The organism is Streptomyces subrutilus, from assembly GCF_008704535.1.
Lineage (GTDB): Bacteria > Actinomycetota > Actinomycetes > Streptomycetales > Streptomycetaceae > Streptomyces > Streptomyces subrutilus.
In genome coordinates this window covers 3,366,530-3,381,898 of the sequence record NZ_CP023701.1, presented here as the reverse complement: position 1 = coordinate 3,381,898, position 15,369 = coordinate 3,366,530, and the positions used below count along the sequence as shown (strand labels likewise).

Genomic DNA, 15,369 nt, shown 5'->3' with positions numbered 1-15,369 from the left:
CATGACCGGGAGCGGGCCGGGCGGGCGGTGTGCCCGGCTAGGCGATGTGCTCGGCCGCGCGGTCCTTGTGGTGGCGCTGCTTGAACGCCGGGATCATGCGGCGGAGCAGCGAGCCGCTGCGCGGGTGGGTCACGCCGTAGCCGTCGGACAGGTGTATGTCGAGGGCCTCGGCGGAGGGCCAGTCCTGCTTCTCGTCGACCAGGTCGCAGAAGACCTTGTACGCGATCTCGGCGAACTCGGCCTCGTCGGAGGTCTCCGGGCCCTCCTGGACCGCATGGGGCTCCTGGTCCTCGTGGACCGCGTGGACCTCGTGCACCGCGTGGGGCTCCTGGGCCTCCAGGGCGCCGTCCTGGTCCGGGGCGTGCTCCTGCTCCGGCTCCTGCCACTGGTCCTCCGGGCCGGCCGGGGGCATCACCGGGGTCGGCTCCAGGCCCTCGACGTACTGCGGGTTGTAGCCGCCCTCGTACGCCGCCTGCGGGGCCAGCGGGGCCGCGAACCAGGCGCTGTTGTGGGCCGCGGGCATGGCCGTGGGGTCCACCGCGAAGGCGTGCGGGGCGGGCGCGGGCCCGGGGGCGGCCGCCTGGGCCGGGAGACCGGGGTGCTGCCGGGTCCGGCCGTCGGCCTCGGCCCGGGCGGCCCGCTCCTCGGGGTGGGCGTGGGCGCGCGGGTGATCCGGGGCAGGGGCCGGGGGCTGCGGATGGGCCCGGGCCCCTGCGGCCTCCAGGGCCGGGGCGCCGGAGGGCTGCGCCTGCGGGACGGCCGGCTGCGCGAGCTGCGCCGGGGGGAGCAGGGCCGGCTCGATGCCCGCCGCGGCCAGGCCCTCCGGGGCGGTGTCCGACAGCGGTACGCCGATCCGGGCCAGCCGCAGCGGCATCAGCGACGCCACCGGGGCCTTGCGGCGCCAGGCCCGGCCGTAGCGCGCCTGGAGCCGGGCCTGGTAGATCAACCGGTCCTGCTCCATGGCGACGGCCTGCTCGTAGGAGCGCAGCTCCCACAGCTTCATCCGGCGCCACAGCTTGAACGTGGGGATCGGCGACAGCAGCCACCGGGTGATGCGCACGCCCTCCATGTGCCGGTCCGCGGTGATGTCCGCGATCCGGCCCACCGCGTGCCGGGCCGCCTCCACGGTGACCACGAACAGGATCGGGATCACGGCGTGCATGCCGACGCCCAGCGGGTCCGGCCAGGACGCGGCGCCGTTGAAGGCGATCGTCGCCGCCGTCAGCAGCCAGGCCGTCTGGCGCAGCAGCGGGAACGGTATCCGCATCCACGTCAGCAGCAGGTCCAGCGCGAGCAGCACGCAGATGCCGGCGTCGATGCCGATCGGGAACACCAGCGAGAAGCTCCCGAAGCCCTTCTGGAGGGCGAGCGTGCGCACCGCGGCGTAGGAGCCGGCGAACCCGATCCCCGCGATGACCACCGCTCCGGCGACCACGACGCCGATGAGTATCCGGTGCGTACGAGTCAGCTCCATCGCGGCCACCCGCGATCCCCTCCCCTGGTCGGGCACATGCAGAGCACTGCGCAGACTGCTGCGCGCTTACCGAGCCTTTACCAAGCCGCGGCAGGCACAGCGTACGGGTGACTGGAAGTCAGTGCTCCGACAGGCCCCGCACCTGCCGCGGCTCCGGCCGGTCAGGACTGCTGGGCGGGCGGCTGCGCGGGCTGCTCGGCGGGCTTCTGCTGGTTGGACGCGTCGACCGAGGCCACGGTCTCCTTGGCCGCCGCGATGGCGTCCTGGAGCAGCTTGGCCTGATCCGGTGCGCCCGCGCCCTCGTAGGCGGCGCCGTTGTAGTCGAGCGTGATCACCACGTTCTGGGTGCGCGCGACGATGGTGGTGTTGAAGAAGTCCACGTCCTTCTTCGACGTGAACACGACCGAGGTGGCCTGGTCGCCGATGCCGCCGGCCGGCTCCGCCTTGACGTTCTGCGCGCCCTCGGTCGCCTTGGCGGTCTCGACCTGCTTGTTGTACTGGTCCTCGGCCCGCTTGTTCGCGCCGCCGAGCGAGGCGTGCGAGTCGTAGCGGAAGAGGGAGATCGACAGCCAGCGGTACTGGGAGCCCTTGAGGCCGTCCTCGTCCAGGCCGTTCCAGGAGCAGCTGGCCCGGCTGTTGAGGTCGTTCGACTTGGTCGCGGTGCCGTTCTTGTCCTTGGCCTCCGGCGTCAGCGTGTCGACGGTCTGCGCCTGGATCACCTTGCACGGGTCCGGGAGGGCGGCGTAGGCCGCCTTCTCCAGGGTCGGCGAGGGCTTGGCGTTCGGCTTGGCGGACGCGGAGGAATCGGACTTCTTGCCGCCGTCCGAGCCCGAGGCCTTGCCCGAATCGGACGAGCAGCCGGCGACGGTGAGGATCACCGGGACGGCTGCGCAGGCGAGAACGCGGGTGAGGCGCGAGGCTGATCGGTGCATGTTTCCTTCAGTACGTTGATCGGACTTCTTCGGACGCGGGACCCGGGCAACGGTAGCCCGACCCGGCGTGCGCCTGCTGTGCGCGCCGTCACGCCCCGTCCGCGGGCGGGCTGCTCACTGGTTGAAGCGCTCGGCCAGATCCTGCGCCAACTGCCGTGCCCTGTCCTGGGTTTCGGGGCTGGGCGGCACGATTCCGGGCAGTGCGGGCTGCACGCTGTACTCGACGGTGACCAGGACGTTCGAGGTACGGAACACAATCCGTACGGTGCGCGCCTGGGCCGCCGTGGCGCCGGCCGCGCTCAGTTTGTCGTCGAGGAACGCCTCGTTCCCGAGTCCCTCCAGCACGCGCGAGCCGAGCTCGGGCGGGGAGGTGGCGGGGGAGGGGGTCGTCCCGGCCGGCGGAGCGGAACCGGCCGGCGCGCCCGGTGTCGTCCCGGACGCGGGCGCCGTGGGGGTGGGCGTCGGGGCGGCCGTGGTGACCGGGCCGGGGAAGGGCAGGCGGGCGTCGGTGAGCTGGCGCACGAAGACCTGCCGCGCCTTGTCGTCGTCGCTGGCCAGGGCGCGGTCGTAGGAGACGACGCGCTCGAAGCCGACGGACAGGAGCCGGGTCTCGTCGGAGCTCTGCGCGGTCCAGCGGCAGCCGACGTGCCGGTCGGCGTCGTAGGAGGCGTCCGCGGTGCCGGCGTACAGCGCGTCGCGCTCCTCGGGCGGCAGGTTCTCGGCGGCCGGCAGCAGCCCCCTGAGCCGCTTGACGTCGACGGCCTTGCAGGGCGAGGGGAGGCTGCGGTACTTGCCCGGCTGCGCGGGCGGGGCGGCGTTGGAGCCGCCCTTGTCGTCGCCGGCGGCCCCCGCGCCGCTCCCGCCGGTGCACCCGGCGAGGCCGGCCGCGCCGGCCGCGAGCGCGGTCAGCAGGGCGATGCCCGGCAGGAGTTGCCGTACGGCTGTGCGCTGCACGTGTCCCATGGCTCCCTTCGACCGGCGGCCCCGGTGGCCCCGTCGGTCAGGAAAATGCGTTGCCGCGCTGTGGACGCGGATGGACACAATGTCTACCGCACGCGCTGGTGCCGGCGCCGGTCCCCTGTCGCATTCGGGGTCAAGAGCGAGGCTTTTTGCGTATCGAGACTTTGTCGCGGGTTTTAGGGGATGTGGGGCGTTATGTCGTATGTGGAAGTGCCGGGGGAGCGGGTTCCGATCCGGATGTGGGCCGATCCGTCGGCCGTGGAGGACGGCGCGATGCGGCAGCTGCGCAACGTCGCCACCCTCCCGTGGATCAAGGGCCTGGCCGTCATGCCGGACGTCCACTACGGCAAGGGGGCCACGGTCGGGTCCGTCATCGCGATGAAGGACGCGGTCTGTCCGGCGGCGGTGGGCGTGGACATCGGCTGCGGGATGTCGGCGGTGAAGACCTCGCTGACGGCCCACGACCTGCCGGGCGACCTGTCGGGCCTGCGCTCGAAGATCGAGCAGGCCATCCCGGTCGGGGCCGGCACGCACCGCGAGGCGGTGGACCCGGACCGGCTGTACGGGTTCGCGGACGCGGGGTTCGGCGACCTGTGGGAGCGCTTCGACCAGGTCGCGGACGCGGTGAAGTACCGGCGGGACCGGGCGATGCGGCAGATGGGGACGCTCGGTGCGGGCAACCACCACGTGGAGGTCAACGTGGACGGCGAGGGCGCCGTCTGGCTCACCCTGCACTCCGGTTCGCGCGGCATCGGCAACCAGCTCGCCGAGCACCACATCGGCATCGCGCGGGGGCTCTCGCACAACCAGGGCCTGGTCGACCGGGACCTCGCGGTCTTCCTCGACGCGACCCCGGAGATGGCGGCGTACCGGCACGACCTCTACTGGGCGCAGGAGTACGCCAGGCTCAACCGCTCCGTGATGACGAGCCTGCTCAAGGAGGTCGTCCGCAAGGAGTTCCGGAAGGCGAAGGTCACCTTCGAGCGGGAGATCAGCTGCCACCACAACTACGTGGCGCAGGAGCGGTACGACGGCATGGACCTCCTGGTCACCCGCAAGGGCGCGATCAGGGCGGGCGGCGGAGAGTACGGGATCATCCCGGGCTCGATGGCCACGGGCACGTACATCGTGAAGGGCCTGGGCAACGAGGCCGCGTTCAACTCGGCTTCGCACGGGGCGGGGCGGCGGATGAGCCGCAGCGCGGCGAAGAAGCGCTTCTCGGTGCGGGACCTGGCGGACCAGACGCGCGGTGTGGAGTGCCGCAAGGACTCGGGCGTCGTGGACGAGATCCCGGCGGCGTACAAGCCGATCGAGCAGGTCATGGAGCAGCAGCGGGACCTCGTGGAGGTCGTCGCGAAGCTCCGGCAGGTGGTCTGCGTCAAGGGCTGAGCCGGCGGCCGCGGGGGAGGCCGCGGGGGCGGCGGCGGTCGGGGGGATGGTGGGGGCTTCGGTGACGGGGCCCCCAACTGCTGTGCGGGGTGCGGTAGTTCGCCGGGAATTCGGGGGTGCGCGGGGGATTGACGAGGGGGTTGGTCTAGACCAAGGTGTGCGGCATGTGGAGATCTCGCGTGCTTCTGGCCGCGCTCGCGTCGTTGTCGCTCGCCCTCGGGGCCGCCGGATCCGCCCAGGCGGGGTCCGCCGCCGAGCGGGCCGCCTCCGGCCCGCCGTCCGGGCCGCCGTCCGCCGCGGCCCCGGCGGCCGGGGCCGAGCGCTCGGCGGTCGCCGCGGTGGGGCTGCCCCCCGTCGTGTCCCACGTGCCGACCACCGAGCCGGTCGTCTTCCTCACCATCGACGACGGCTGGACGCACGACCCGCAGGCCGCCCGCATCCTGAACGAGAAGCGGGTCCCCGCCACGCTGTTCCTGCTGCCGGGCGCGACCGCGTACGACACGGCGTACTTCACCGGCCTCACGGCGCAGGGCCGGGTGACCGTCGAGAACCACACGGTGAACCACCCCGACCTGACCGCCCTCGACGCGGCCGGCAAGGACGCCGAGGTGTGCGGCGCCGGCGAGCAGCTGGCCCTGGCCTTCGGACGGCAGCCGAAGCTGCTGCGGCCGCCGTACGGGACGGTCGACGACCAGGTGCGGCTCGCGGCGAAGGCCTGCGGGGTGAAGGCCCTGGTCACCTGGACGTACGACTTCACGACCTGGAGCCAGACGCCGCCGACCCCGCAGCTGCGCGCCGGGGACATCGTGCTGCTGCACTTCACGCCGACGCTGGCGGCCGACCTCCAGCGGGCCCTGGACGCGGCGAAGGCCGCCGGGCTGAAGCCGGCGGCCCTGATGCCGCACCTGAAGACCGCCGGACTGGTGCCCTGACGGCGCCGGCCCCGCTGCGCACCCGGGGACGGCCGGCCGGGCGCGCCCGTGCGCACCTGCGCACCGGGCCGGGCCGGGTCAGAGGTCGCGGTGGACCTTGGTGTTCGAGGCCTGGGCGCGGGGGCGGACCACCAGCAGGTCGATGTTGACGTGGCTGGGGCGGGTCACCGCCCAGGTGATGGTGTCGGCCACGTCGTCGGCCGAGAGCGGGTGCGCGACGCCCGCGTAGACCTTGGCGGCCTTGTCGGCGTCACCGCGGAAGCGGGTGGTGGCGAACTCCTCGGTCTTGACCATGCCCGGGGCGATCTCGATGACGCGGACGGGCTGGCCGACGATCTCCAGACGGAGGGTCTCGGCGAGGACGCGGGCGCCGTTCTTGGCGGCGACGTAGCCGGCGCCGCCCTCGTACGTGGAGTGCCCGGCCGTGGAGGACAGCACGACGACCGTACCGTCACCCGAGGCGGTCAGGGCCGGGAGCAGGGCCTGGGTCACGTGGAGGGTGCCGATGACGTTGACCTCGTACATCGTGCGCCAGTCCGCGGGGTCGCCGGTGGCGACGGGCTCGGCCCCCAGGGCGCCGCCCGCGTTGTTCACCAGGACGTCGCAGCGCTCCAGCGAGGCCGCGAAGGCGTCCACGGCGGCCCGGTCGGTGACGTCGAGGGCGTGGGCGGCGGCGGAGTGCCCGGCCGCGTTGATCTCGGCGGCGAGGGCCTCGATGCGGTCCTTGCGGCGGGCGGTGAGGACGACGTGGTGGCCGGCCGCGGCGAGCTGCCGGGCGGTGGCCGCGCCGATGCCGCTGCTCGCACCGGTGACGACGGCGGTTCGGGTGGCGGCCGTGCTCATGGCGGACTCCTCGGTCGATCGGGTCGATCGGTCGTTCGTACGGGCGATTACCCGCCAGCATAGGCGCGGCTCAGCGGCCCCGGGGGGCGTACATGATCAGGGCCATCCCGGCGAGGCAGACGAGGGCCCCGGCGATGTCCCAGCGGTCGGGGCGGTAGCCGTCGGCGACCGCCCCCCAGACCAGCGAGCCGGCGACGAAGACCCCGCCGTAGGCGGCGAGGACGCGGGCGAAGTCACCCTCGGGCTGGAGGGTGGCGACGAAGCCGTAGAGCCCGAGGGCGATGACCCCGGCGCCGATCCAGGCCCAGCCCCTGTGCTCGCGCACGCCCTGCCAGACGAGCCACGCGCCGCCGATCTCCAGGAGGGCGGCGAGGGCGAAGAGGGCGGCGGAGCGGGCGATCAGCATGGCTCAAAGGTAGGGGGTGGGCGGTGGGGTACCGCGGGCAGATGGGGGCGGGCGCGCCCTCGTTCGTGTGATGGTCCGACCGGCCGGGGCGCGCCCTGGTTAGCCTCCGCGCGTGAAGGAGGTGGTGGCGGTGCGCCGAGGTGCCGTACGGAGTGTGGTGGTGGCCGGGCTGCTGGTGCTCGGCGCGGGGGGTCCCGCGCACGCCCGGGGGTGGGCGGGACCGGAGGCCGACGTGGCGTACCACGGCCGGGTCGCGCTGTCCCAGGGGCACGTGCGGATCCTGCTGGTGCCGGAGAACGACGGTCCGTCGGAGGTGCCGAACGCGACGCTGCGGGTGCGGCTGTCGGCGGACCTCGCGGACCGGCAGGCGCTGGCCGAGGGCTGCGCGCGGGCGGGTCTGCGCGAGGTGGTGTGCGAGACGGGGCCGATGCCGCTGCACGGGCGCGGCCGGCACGTCGGGCTGGACCTCGGGCTGCGGGAGCGGGCGACGGAGGTGGTGGTGCGGGTGGACACCTGGTGGAACGGCGGGGCGACCGACCGCAACCGCGCGAACAACGAGCACGTGGTGCTGGCGCTGGACACGGGGGACGCCTACGCCTTCTGAGCCGGTGGCGCGTCGGGCCGCGGCGCGTCGGACGGGGGTCCGTCGGACGGGGGTCGGTCGGACGGGGACGCGTCCGACGGGGGTGCGTCGGGCCGGTGCGGGCGGGGGGCCGGCAGCAGCCAGGCGGCCGCGGCGGCCGCGAGGTCGGCGCCGGTGGCGCGGGGGGCGCTCCAGGCCACGTATCCGTCGGGGCGCACGAGGACGCAGTCGGTGCGGGGCCGGTCGGCGGGCCAGTGGAGGTGCGTGAGCGGGGCGCCGGGCGGGGTGGGCGGGCCGGGCGGGGTGACGAGGACGAAGCCGCCGGCGCGCAGGGCCCCGTAGAGCCGGCGGCCGCCCGCGAGCGCCAGGTCGGGGGCTCGGCGGCCGGCGGGGCGGCGGGCGCCGGGCGGCGGCGGGTAGGCGATGGCGAGCCCGGAGACCAGGCCGAGGGCGCGGTCCTGGGCCGCACCAAGGCGGGGCAGGACGGCGGCGGCGAGGCGGCCGGCGGTGTGGCGGGCCGCTCCGGAGGCGGTGACGGCCCGGACGAGGGCGCCGCTGAGGCGCAGGACGAGCCGGCCGACGGGGTGGCGCTCGCGCTGGTAGCTGTCGAGGAGGGCTTCGGGGTCGGGGGCGCGTCCGTTCAGGACGGCGGCGAGCTTCCAGGAGAGGTTGGCGGCGTCCTGGAGGCCGGTGTTCATGCCGAGGCCGCCGGCGGGGGAGTGGACGTGGGCGGCGTCGCCGGCGAGGAAGACGCGGCCGCGGCGGTAGTGGGGGACCTGGCGTTCGTCGCTGTGGAAGCGCGAGATCCAGCGGGCGTCGTGCATGCCGTGGTCGGTGCCGAAGGCGGTGCGGGCGATGGCGCGCAGTTCGTCGAGGTCGACGGGGTCGGTGTCGGCGGCGCGGCCGTCGCGGCGCCAGCCGATGGCGCGGTACCAGCCGTCGCCGAAGGGGACGAGGAAGGCGAAGGCCTCGGGGGTCCCGGAGGCGGTGAGCGCGTCCGTGGGCGGATCGGTCAGCCGGACGTCGGCCAGGACCATGGAGCGGACGACGGACCGGCCGGGGAAGGGGAGGCCGAGGGCCCGGCGGACGGTGGAGCGGACGCCGTCGGCGCCGACGACGTGGCGGGCGTGCAGGGTGGTGACGGAGGCGGAGGCGGGGGTGGTGGCCCGGGCGGGGGTGGGGGCGGGGGCCGGGGTGCGGAGGTCGAGGGTGGGGGCGGGGGCCGGGGTGCGGAGGTCGAGGGTGACGCCGTCGCGGTCCTGGCGCAGTCCGATGAGCTCACAGTCGTACCGGATGTCCACACCTGTGGACAGCGCGCGGCGCTCCAGCAGTTTCTCTGTCTCATATTGAGGAGTGATGAGGACGAACGGATAGCGGCTGGGAAGCCGTTGGAGGGAGAAGGCCATGCCGTCGAAGGGGCGTACGCGGTCGATCCGCCGGCCGGTCGCGACGAGTTCGTCCGCGAGTCCGCGGGCGTCGAGCAGTTCGAGGGTCCGCGCGTGCACGGCGAAGGCGCGGGTGAGGTGGGGCGCGGTGTGCGGGCGGCGCTCGACGAGGGTGACGGCGAGTCCGGCGGCGGCGAGATCCCCGGCGAGGAGCAGCCCGGTGGGGCCGGCACCGATCACGACGACGTCGCGCACGCCGGGCGGTTCCACTGCATCGGTCATGCTCCCGCAGTCTGCCAGCCGGGCGCCGCCGGGGCGGGGACTCAGGCGGTGCCGAATTCGACGAGCGCGTCGTCGACGATGCGTTCCAGCCGGGCGTGGTGGGCGCCGCGCCAGTAGACGCGCTCGCAGGCGGTGCACTGGGCGAAGACGTCGTAGGAGCGGTGGGTGCCGTCTTCGAGGCGGTCGCCGACGCTGTCCTTGTCGGCCTGGCGCAGGATGCCGTTGCAGGCGGTGCAGCGGGTCCAGGGCGCGAGCACGGGCGCGAAGCGGCCGAGCACGTCGCGCAGTTGCTCGTCGGGGTTGTCGCTGTAGACGTACGCGCCGGCGAAGAGCTCGCGGCGGCGCAGCAGTCCGCGGTCGCGGGAGAGCAGGACGCGCTGCTCGGCGGCGGAGCGGGTGGCGAGGGCGGGGTCGCCGATGTCCTCGTTCTCGTAGGCGGTGTCGACGCCGAGCAGGCGCATGCGGCGGGCGAGGGTGCCGAGGTGGACGTCGAGGAGGAAGCGCAGGGGCGCCCCGGGGACCTGCTGGGGGCGGTCGACGCCGAACACCTCGACGCACTGGCCGTCCTGCGGCACGTAGGAGACGGGTACCTCGCGGCCGTCGACGAGGAGGCGGCCGACCTCGGTGAGCGGGACGCCGGCCGACTCGACGACGTGCCCGAGGCTGGAGGCGCCGTCGGTCGTGGTCGGTACGCGTTCGACGCGCCGCACGGGCGGGACGAAGAGGCGCAGTTCGGGGGCGAGGGTGAGCTGAATACCGGGTCCGTTCACGCTGTCAGCATGCCACCGGGGCGAGGCGCCCGCGGCCGATTTACGCGGCGGCGAGCCGTTCGGCGGGCCGTCGTCCGCAGCCGTCTGCAGCCGTCCGCCGCCCGTCCGGCGCCCGGCCGCCCCGGGGCGCGAGGGGGGGGCGGCGGCGGGTCACCGCAGGCGGTAGTGCCAGTCGAAGCTGGGGTGGGGGACACCGGGCGGGTACATGAAGTCGACTTCCCCGAGGCAGCTGAAGCCCGCCCGTCGGCACACCGCGTTGGACGCCGGGTGGTCCGTGCCGGGGAAGGCGTGGACGGTGGCGCGGTCGCCGTGGGTCCGCGCGTAGGACAGCAGTTCCGTCAGGGCGGCCACCGCCAGACCGCGCCCCTGGTACTCGGGCAGCACGCCCCAGCCGGCCTCGTACACCGGCTCGCCCTGCCAGTCCCGTTCCCAGAAGCCGACCGAGCCGACGCCCTCGCCGCTCTCCCGCAGGTCCACCCGGAACATCCGCCCGGCCGACGGCTCGCGGGCGCTGAGCGCCTCGTACCGCTGCTGGCGGCCGACGAGCTTCTCCTCGCTCTCGGGCCCGCCCAGGAACCGCGTCATCTCCGGCGTGTTCTCGCGCCGCAGCAGCCAGAAGTCCTCCGGCGCCCACGGGCTGATCCGTACCGGTCCCGCCGCGTCCGCTCGCACCATGCCGCAGAGACTACGACGGCCCGGGCTCCGAGGGCGCCGCGGGCTTCGAGTGGAGGATCTCGCGGGCCTGGTCGGCGGCGCGGGCGATGCTCTCGGAGACGAAGTCGAGGAAGCGGGCGATGTTCTCCAGGCGCGCGGCGGCGGGCGTGCCGGAGCCGAGGACGGCGACGCCCTGGCGCGCGGTCTCGACGATCTGGGCGGTGGACCGGGCGCTGGCCATCATCGACTGGTACCAGACGTCGTCGTCGACGACGTAGCGCTCGCGGCGGCGTTCGTCGCGTTCCCGGCGGATCAGGCCCTGGCTTTCGAGGAAGGCGACGGCCTTCGAGACGGACGCCGGGCTGACCTGGAGGCGCTGCACGAGTTCGGACGCGGTCAGACAGCCCGCGTCGCTGGTGATGAGGCAGGCCAGCACGCGGGCCATCATCTTGGGCGAGCCCGAGGCCATCATCGCGGTGGTGAACGTCTCCTCGTACGCCCGCACCGCCTCCGGGTCGCGGCCGTGGGCCTGCGGGGCCGCCGCCGGACCGGCGGGTGCGGACCGCCGGCGCCGGTGGGCGCGGCGTTCGGTGGCGCGGTGGGCGAGGTCGGCCCGGTAGGCGGTCGGGCCGCCGTTGCGCATCACCTCGCGGGTGACCGTCGAGGTGGGTCGGTCGAGCCGTCTGCCGATCTCCGCGTAGGCGAGGCCGTCGGCCAGTCCCAGCGCGATCTGCTGACGTTCCTGCTGGCTGAGCCTGCCTCCCGGCATCGCGATCTCCCTCCGTGCCCACACCGATGCCTCCACTATAGCGTTCACCTGCAGTTCATTGCAACGTATGAACGACTGATGTTGCGTTACTTTCTGGCCAACCGCAACGATTAGTCGGGTCTGGCCAGCATTGATGGTGATTCTGCGCAACGACAGTATTGAAGGATCTTTGAATGCAACGTAGCGTTTCCACTGTCAGAAAGCAGCAGTGACCAGCAGCCGGGAGCAGCACCGTGCAGACCTTCGAAACCACCGCCCCGATCTCCGCCCACCTCGACATCCCCGCCGGACGCGTGCGGTTCATCGCCGCCGACCGCACCGACACCACCGTCGAGGTCCTGCCCGCCGACCCCGCCCGGAGCCGCGACGTCAAGACCGCCGAACAGACCACCGTCAGCTACACCGACGGCGTCCTGCGCATCGAGACCCCCACCGCGAAGAACCGCCTCCTGGGCCCCGGCGGCGGCTCCCTCGACGTCACCGTCCGCCTCCCCGCCGGCTCCCGCATAGAAGCCAGGGCCGCCAGCGCCGAACTCCGCGGCGTCGGACGCCTCGGCGACGTCACCTACGACGCCGCCCAGGGCACCGTCAAGCTCGACGAGACCGCCCGGGCCACCCTCACCCTCCAAGCCGGCGACATCACCGTCGGCCGCCTCGGCGGCCCCGCCCGCATCACCACCCGCAAGGGCGACCTCCACATCACCGAAGCCGTCCACGGCGCCGTCACCCTGCGCACCGAAGCCGGCGACATCACCCTCGGCGCCACCCGCGGCGCCAGCGCCTCCCTCGACGCCGGCACCACCCACGGCCGCATCCACAACGCCCTCAAGAACACCGACGGCACCCCCGACCTCACCTTCCACGCCACCACCGGCCACGGCGACATCACCGCCCGCAGCCTCTGAGGGGCAGTCACCCGTGACCAGCCCGTCCGTTGCGGCGACCCGACTGCGCACGTCCTCCGGAGAGTTCGACCGGGACCCGGCGTAGGCGTCGTGACCGAAGCAGAAGCGGCAGAAGCGGCGGAAGTGGCCGTCGTGACCGAAGCGGCGGGAGGGATCGAAGCGACCGAAGCGGCAGAAGTGACTGAGGTGACCGTCGTGACCGCGCGGGCCGGTCCGGTCAGGGCCAGACCAGGCAGTACGGCTGGTGGCCGGCCTCGTGGAGGCGGTGGGAGAAGTCCTGCCACTCGTGGAGCAGCTGGTAGACGTTGAACGCGTCGCGGGGGCCGCCGCGGTCCGGGACGGTGGACCAGATGAAGGCGGCCGCGCCCACGGATTCCTCGCCGACCCCGCGCAGCGGGTCGACGACGGTCATGGGGAGCTTGACCACCGCGTAGTCGGGGTGCAGGACGACCAGTTCCAGCGGGGGCACCTTGTGGAGGGGTATGCCCTCGATGCCGGTCAGGACCATCGCGGCCACCGTCTCCGGCTTGATCTTGGTGAACAGGCCGCCCATGCCCAGCTCGTCGCCGCCGAGCTCCTCCGGGCGCATCGTGACCGGGACCCGGGCCGCCGTCGCGCCGTCCGGGGCGCCGAAGTACTTGTACGTCACTCCCATGCCGCGTCCCCGGGGGCGCTCGTCCGACGCGTCGAAGGGGACCGGGACGGCGTCGGCCGCCTCCGTCGAGCGCCTGCGGTGCTTGCCCCGGCGGCGGGATTCGCGGGCCTCGCGGGCGCGCTGCGGGTCCAGGCCGTCGGCACCCTCGCCCGGTCCACCACCGCGTTGCATATCTCCACCCGACTGGTATTGCCTGCCCCGGCCCCGCGGCCCCCGCCACGCAGCCTGATCATCATGGCAGTGACCTCCCCCGCGACGGCGCGGTGAAACGCCCGTCCGCAAGTCAGTCGCGGCCTCTGAGACCATGGCTCGTGTGAGCTACCCGTACCCGTATGAAGCCCCAGTTTCGCAGACGCTCTTCGAGCGCGCGTCCCTCGTGACCCCCGGCGGCGTGAACTCTCCGGTGCGCGCCTTCCGGGCCGTGGGCGGAACGCCCCGGTTCATGGTGTCCGGCACCGGTCCGTACCTGACGGACGCCGACGGGCGTGAATACGTCGACCTCGTCTGCTCGTGGGGGCCGATGATCCTCGGACACTCCCACCCCGAGGTGATCGAGGCCGTCCAGGCCGCCGTCGCCCGCGGCACGTCCTTCGGCACGCCCGGCGAGGGCGAGGTCGCGCTCGCCGAGGAGATCGTCGCGCGGATCGAGCCCGTCGAGCAGGTCCGGCTGGTGTCCTCCGGCACCGAGGCGACCATGTCGGCGATCCGGCTGGCCCGCGGCTTCACCGGCCGCGCGAAGGTGGTGAAGTTCGCCGGCTGCTACCACGGCCACGTGGACGCGCTGCTGGCCGCCGCCGGCTCCGGACTGGCGACCTTCGCGCTGCCCGACACCCCGGGCGTGACGGGTGCGCAGGCCGGCGACACGATCGTGCTCCCCTACAACGACCTCGGCGCGGTACGGGCGGCGTTCGCCGCGCACCCCGGCGAGATCGCCTGCGTGATCACGGAGGCGGCGCCCGGCAACATGGGCGTGGTGACCCCGGCCGAGGGCTTCAACCAGGGCCTCGCCGACCTGTGCCGGGACAACGGCGCGCTGTACATCTCCGACGAGGTGATGACCGGTTTCCGCACCTCGCGCGCGGGCTGGTACGGCGTGGACGGGGTCCGGCCCGACCTGATGACCTTCGGCAAGGTCATGGGCGGCGGCTTCCCGGCCGCGGCCTTCGGCGGCTGCGCCGACGTCATGGGCCACCTGGCGCCGGCCGGGCCGGTCTACCAGGCCGGCACGCTGTCCGGGAACCCGATCGCCACCGCCGCCGGCCTCGCGCAGCTGCGGCTGCTGGACGACGCCGCGTACGGCGTGGTCGACGCGGTGTCGAAGGAGATCCAGGGGCTGGTGACGGCCGCGCTCGCCAAGGAGGGCGTGGCGCACCGGCTGCAGACCGCCTCCAACATGTTCTCCGTCTTCTTCACCGAGGACGAGGTCCGCGACTACGACGACGCGAAGAAGCAGGAGGCCTTCCGCTTCAACGGCTTCTTCCACTCGATGCTGGCGCAGGGGGTCTACCTGCCGCCGTCCGCGTTCGAGTCCTGGTTCGTTTCCACCGCACACGACGAGAAGGCGATCGAGCGGATCGCGGCGGCCCTGCCCGCCGCCGCCCGGGCCGCCGCGGAGGCCACCGCATGAGCGGCAGCGAGACCACCACGCCCGAGCTGACCGTGGTGCACCTGGTGCGCCACGGCGAGGTGCACAACCCGGACGGGGTCCTGTACGGGCGCCGCGACGGCTACCACCTCTCCGATCTGGGACGGCAGATGGCCGACCGGGTCGCCGAGCACCTCCGGGACCGGGACATCACCTACGTGGTGTCCTCGCCGCTGGAGCGGGCGCAGGAGACGGCGGAGCCGATCGCGAAGGCGCACGGGCTGGACCTGGCGACGGACGCGCGGCTGCTGGAGGCGGAGAACGTCTTCGAGGGCAAGACCTTCGGGGTCGGCGACGGCGCGCTGCGCAAGCCCGGCAACTGGAAGCACCTGACCAACCCGTTCAAGCCGTCCTGGGGCGAGCCGTACGTCGAGCAGGTGGTGCGGATGACGAGCGCGCTGGAGACGGCGCGGGACGCGGCCCGGGGCCACGAGGCGGTGGCGGTCAGCCACCAGCTGCCGATCTGGATCGTGCGCAGCTTCGCGGAGAAGCGGCGGCTGTGGCACGACCCGCGGCGCCGCCAGTGCACGCTGGCCTCGATGACGTCCTTCACGTACCGCGGCGACGCGCTGGTGTCGGTGGGCTACAGCGAGCCGGCCCGGGACCTGGTGCCGGCGCACCTGCTGGCGGGGGCGAAGCCGGTGAAGGGCAAGTCGAAGGCCTTCGGCGCCTGACCGGTTACATAGCGTGACAGCTTTACCTAAATAAATACAAGTCGCACGGGAATCACCGTTCGAGTACCGCATGCGTCATCGAATTGTCCGTTTATATGGCCAAGGACATGC

At 73.6% G+C, this 15,369-nt stretch carries 16 protein-coding genes; 6 read left to right on the top strand and 10 right to left on the bottom strand.

Annotated elements, in window-relative coordinates; genetic code table 11:
• Nucleotides 1-37: 37 nt before the first annotated feature.
• The 3 genes from CP968_RS14710 to CP968_RS14700 form a co-directional block, all read right to left on the bottom strand.
• Nucleotides 38-1,474, bottom strand: coding sequence for a DUF2637 domain-containing protein (locus CP968_RS14710; RefSeq protein WP_373304007.1), 1,437 nt, complete (start codon nt 1,472-1,474; stop codon nt 38-40).
• A 161-nt stretch (nt 1,475-1,635) separates the two neighbouring features.
• A complete protein-coding gene (locus tag CP968_RS14705; protein ID WP_150518443.1) occupies nt 1,636-2,406 on the bottom strand; it encodes a DUF3558 family protein in 771 nt (256 codons plus the stop codon).
• 114 nt (nt 2,407-2,520) lie between these two features.
• Nucleotides 2,521-3,369, bottom strand: a complete 849-nt coding sequence (locus CP968_RS14700) for a DUF3558 domain-containing protein (protein WP_150518442.1) — start codon at nt 3,367-3,369, stop codon at nt 2,521-2,523.
• A 192-nt stretch (nt 3,370-3,561) separates the two neighbouring features.
• Between CP968_RS14700 and CP968_RS14695 the strand changes: the two genes are divergently transcribed.
• Both CP968_RS14695 and CP968_RS14690 read left to right on the top strand, forming a co-directional pair.
• Nucleotides 3,562-4,755, top strand: coding sequence for an RtcB family protein (locus CP968_RS14695; RefSeq protein ID WP_150518441.1), 1,194 nt, complete (start codon nt 3,562-3,564; stop codon nt 4,753-4,755).
• Nucleotides 4,756-4,919: 164 nt separating this feature from the next.
• Nucleotides 4,920-5,687 (top strand): polysaccharide deacetylase family protein, encoded by a 768-nt coding sequence (locus CP968_RS14690; RefSeq protein WP_150518440.1) that lies wholly within the window; start codon nt 4,920-4,922, stop codon nt 5,685-5,687.
• 78 nt (nt 5,688-5,765) lie between these two features.
• Here CP968_RS14690 and CP968_RS14685 read toward each other — a convergent pair whose 3' ends face one another.
• Both CP968_RS14685 and CP968_RS14680 read right to left on the bottom strand, forming a co-directional pair.
• Entirely contained in the window at nt 5,766-6,530 is a 765-nt protein-coding gene (locus tag CP968_RS14685) for an SDR family NAD(P)-dependent oxidoreductase (RefSeq protein WP_150518439.1), read from the bottom strand.
• A gap of 70 nt (nt 6,531-6,600) precedes the next feature.
• Entirely contained in the window at nt 6,601-6,936 is a 336-nt protein-coding gene (locus CP968_RS14680; RefSeq protein ID WP_150518438.1) for a YnfA family protein, read from the bottom strand.
• Nucleotides 6,937-7,048: 112 nt separating this feature from the next.
• Between CP968_RS14680 and CP968_RS14675 the strand changes: the two genes are divergently transcribed.
• Nucleotides 7,049-7,540 carry a hypothetical protein gene (locus CP968_RS14675; protein WP_229886022.1) on the top strand — a complete coding sequence of 164 codons (492 nt, stop codon included), beginning with the start codon at nt 7,049-7,051 and terminating at the stop codon, nt 7,538-7,540.
• On the opposite strand, the gene CP968_RS14670 is transcribed toward CP968_RS14675, so the two are convergent.
• The 4 genes from CP968_RS14670 to CP968_RS14655 all read right to left on the bottom strand — a co-directional run bounded on the left by CP968_RS14670 (nt 7,528) and on the right by CP968_RS14655 (nt 11,379).
• Nucleotides 7,528-9,186, bottom strand: coding sequence for an FAD-dependent monooxygenase (locus CP968_RS14670; protein ID WP_150518437.1), 1,659 nt, complete (start codon nt 9,184-9,186; stop codon nt 7,528-7,530). The two genes, CP968_RS14675 and CP968_RS14670, sit on opposite strands and share 13 nt — an antisense overlap.
• 41 nt (nt 9,187-9,227) lie before the next feature.
• On the bottom strand, nt 9,228-9,956 hold the full coding sequence (locus CP968_RS14665; protein ID WP_150518436.1) for a Mut7-C RNAse domain-containing protein: 729 nt from the start codon (nt 9,954-9,956) through the stop codon (nt 9,228-9,230).
• 150 nt (nt 9,957-10,106) lie between these two features.
• Nucleotides 10,107-10,631: a GNAT family N-acetyltransferase gene (locus CP968_RS14660; protein ID WP_150518435.1), complete on the bottom strand. Its 525-nt coding sequence runs from the start codon at nt 10,629-10,631 to the stop codon at nt 10,107-10,109.
• 10 nt (nt 10,632-10,641) lie between these two features.
• On the bottom strand, nt 10,642-11,379 hold the full coding sequence (locus CP968_RS14655) for a GbsR/MarR family transcriptional regulator (protein ID WP_150518434.1): 738 nt from the start codon (nt 11,377-11,379) through the stop codon (nt 10,642-10,644).
• 233 nt (nt 11,380-11,612) lie between these two features.
• On the opposite strand from CP968_RS14655, the gene CP968_RS14650 reads away from it, so the two are divergent.
• Entirely contained in the window at nt 11,613-12,284 is a 672-nt protein-coding gene (locus CP968_RS14650) for a DUF4097 family beta strand repeat-containing protein (protein ID WP_150518433.1), read from the top strand.
• Between the two features lie 217 nt (nt 12,285-12,501).
• On the opposite strand, the gene CP968_RS14645 is transcribed toward CP968_RS14650, so the two are convergent.
• The gene (locus CP968_RS14645) at nt 12,502-12,939 is read right to left on the bottom strand and encodes a hypothetical protein (RefSeq protein WP_053675327.1); all 438 of its coding nucleotides are present in this window, start codon (nt 12,937-12,939) and stop codon (nt 12,502-12,504) included.
• A gap of 304 nt (nt 12,940-13,243) precedes the next feature.
• Here CP968_RS14645 and hemL point away from each other — a divergent pair, with 304 nt between their 5' ends.
• Together hemL and CP968_RS14635 are read left to right on the top strand one after the other, a co-directional pair.
• Nucleotides 13,244-14,566 carry a glutamate-1-semialdehyde 2,1-aminomutase gene (gene hemL, locus CP968_RS14640; RefSeq protein ID WP_150518432.1) on the top strand — a complete coding sequence of 441 codons (1,323 nt, stop codon included), beginning with the start codon at nt 13,244-13,246 and terminating at the stop codon, nt 14,564-14,566.
• Nucleotides 14,563-15,258 (top strand): histidine phosphatase family protein, encoded by a 696-nt coding sequence (locus tag CP968_RS14635; RefSeq protein ID WP_150518431.1) that lies wholly within the window; start codon nt 14,563-14,565, stop codon nt 15,256-15,258. The genes hemL and CP968_RS14635 overlap by 4 nt, the downstream gene beginning before the upstream one ends.
• Nucleotides 15,259-15,369: the final 111 nt, after the last annotated feature.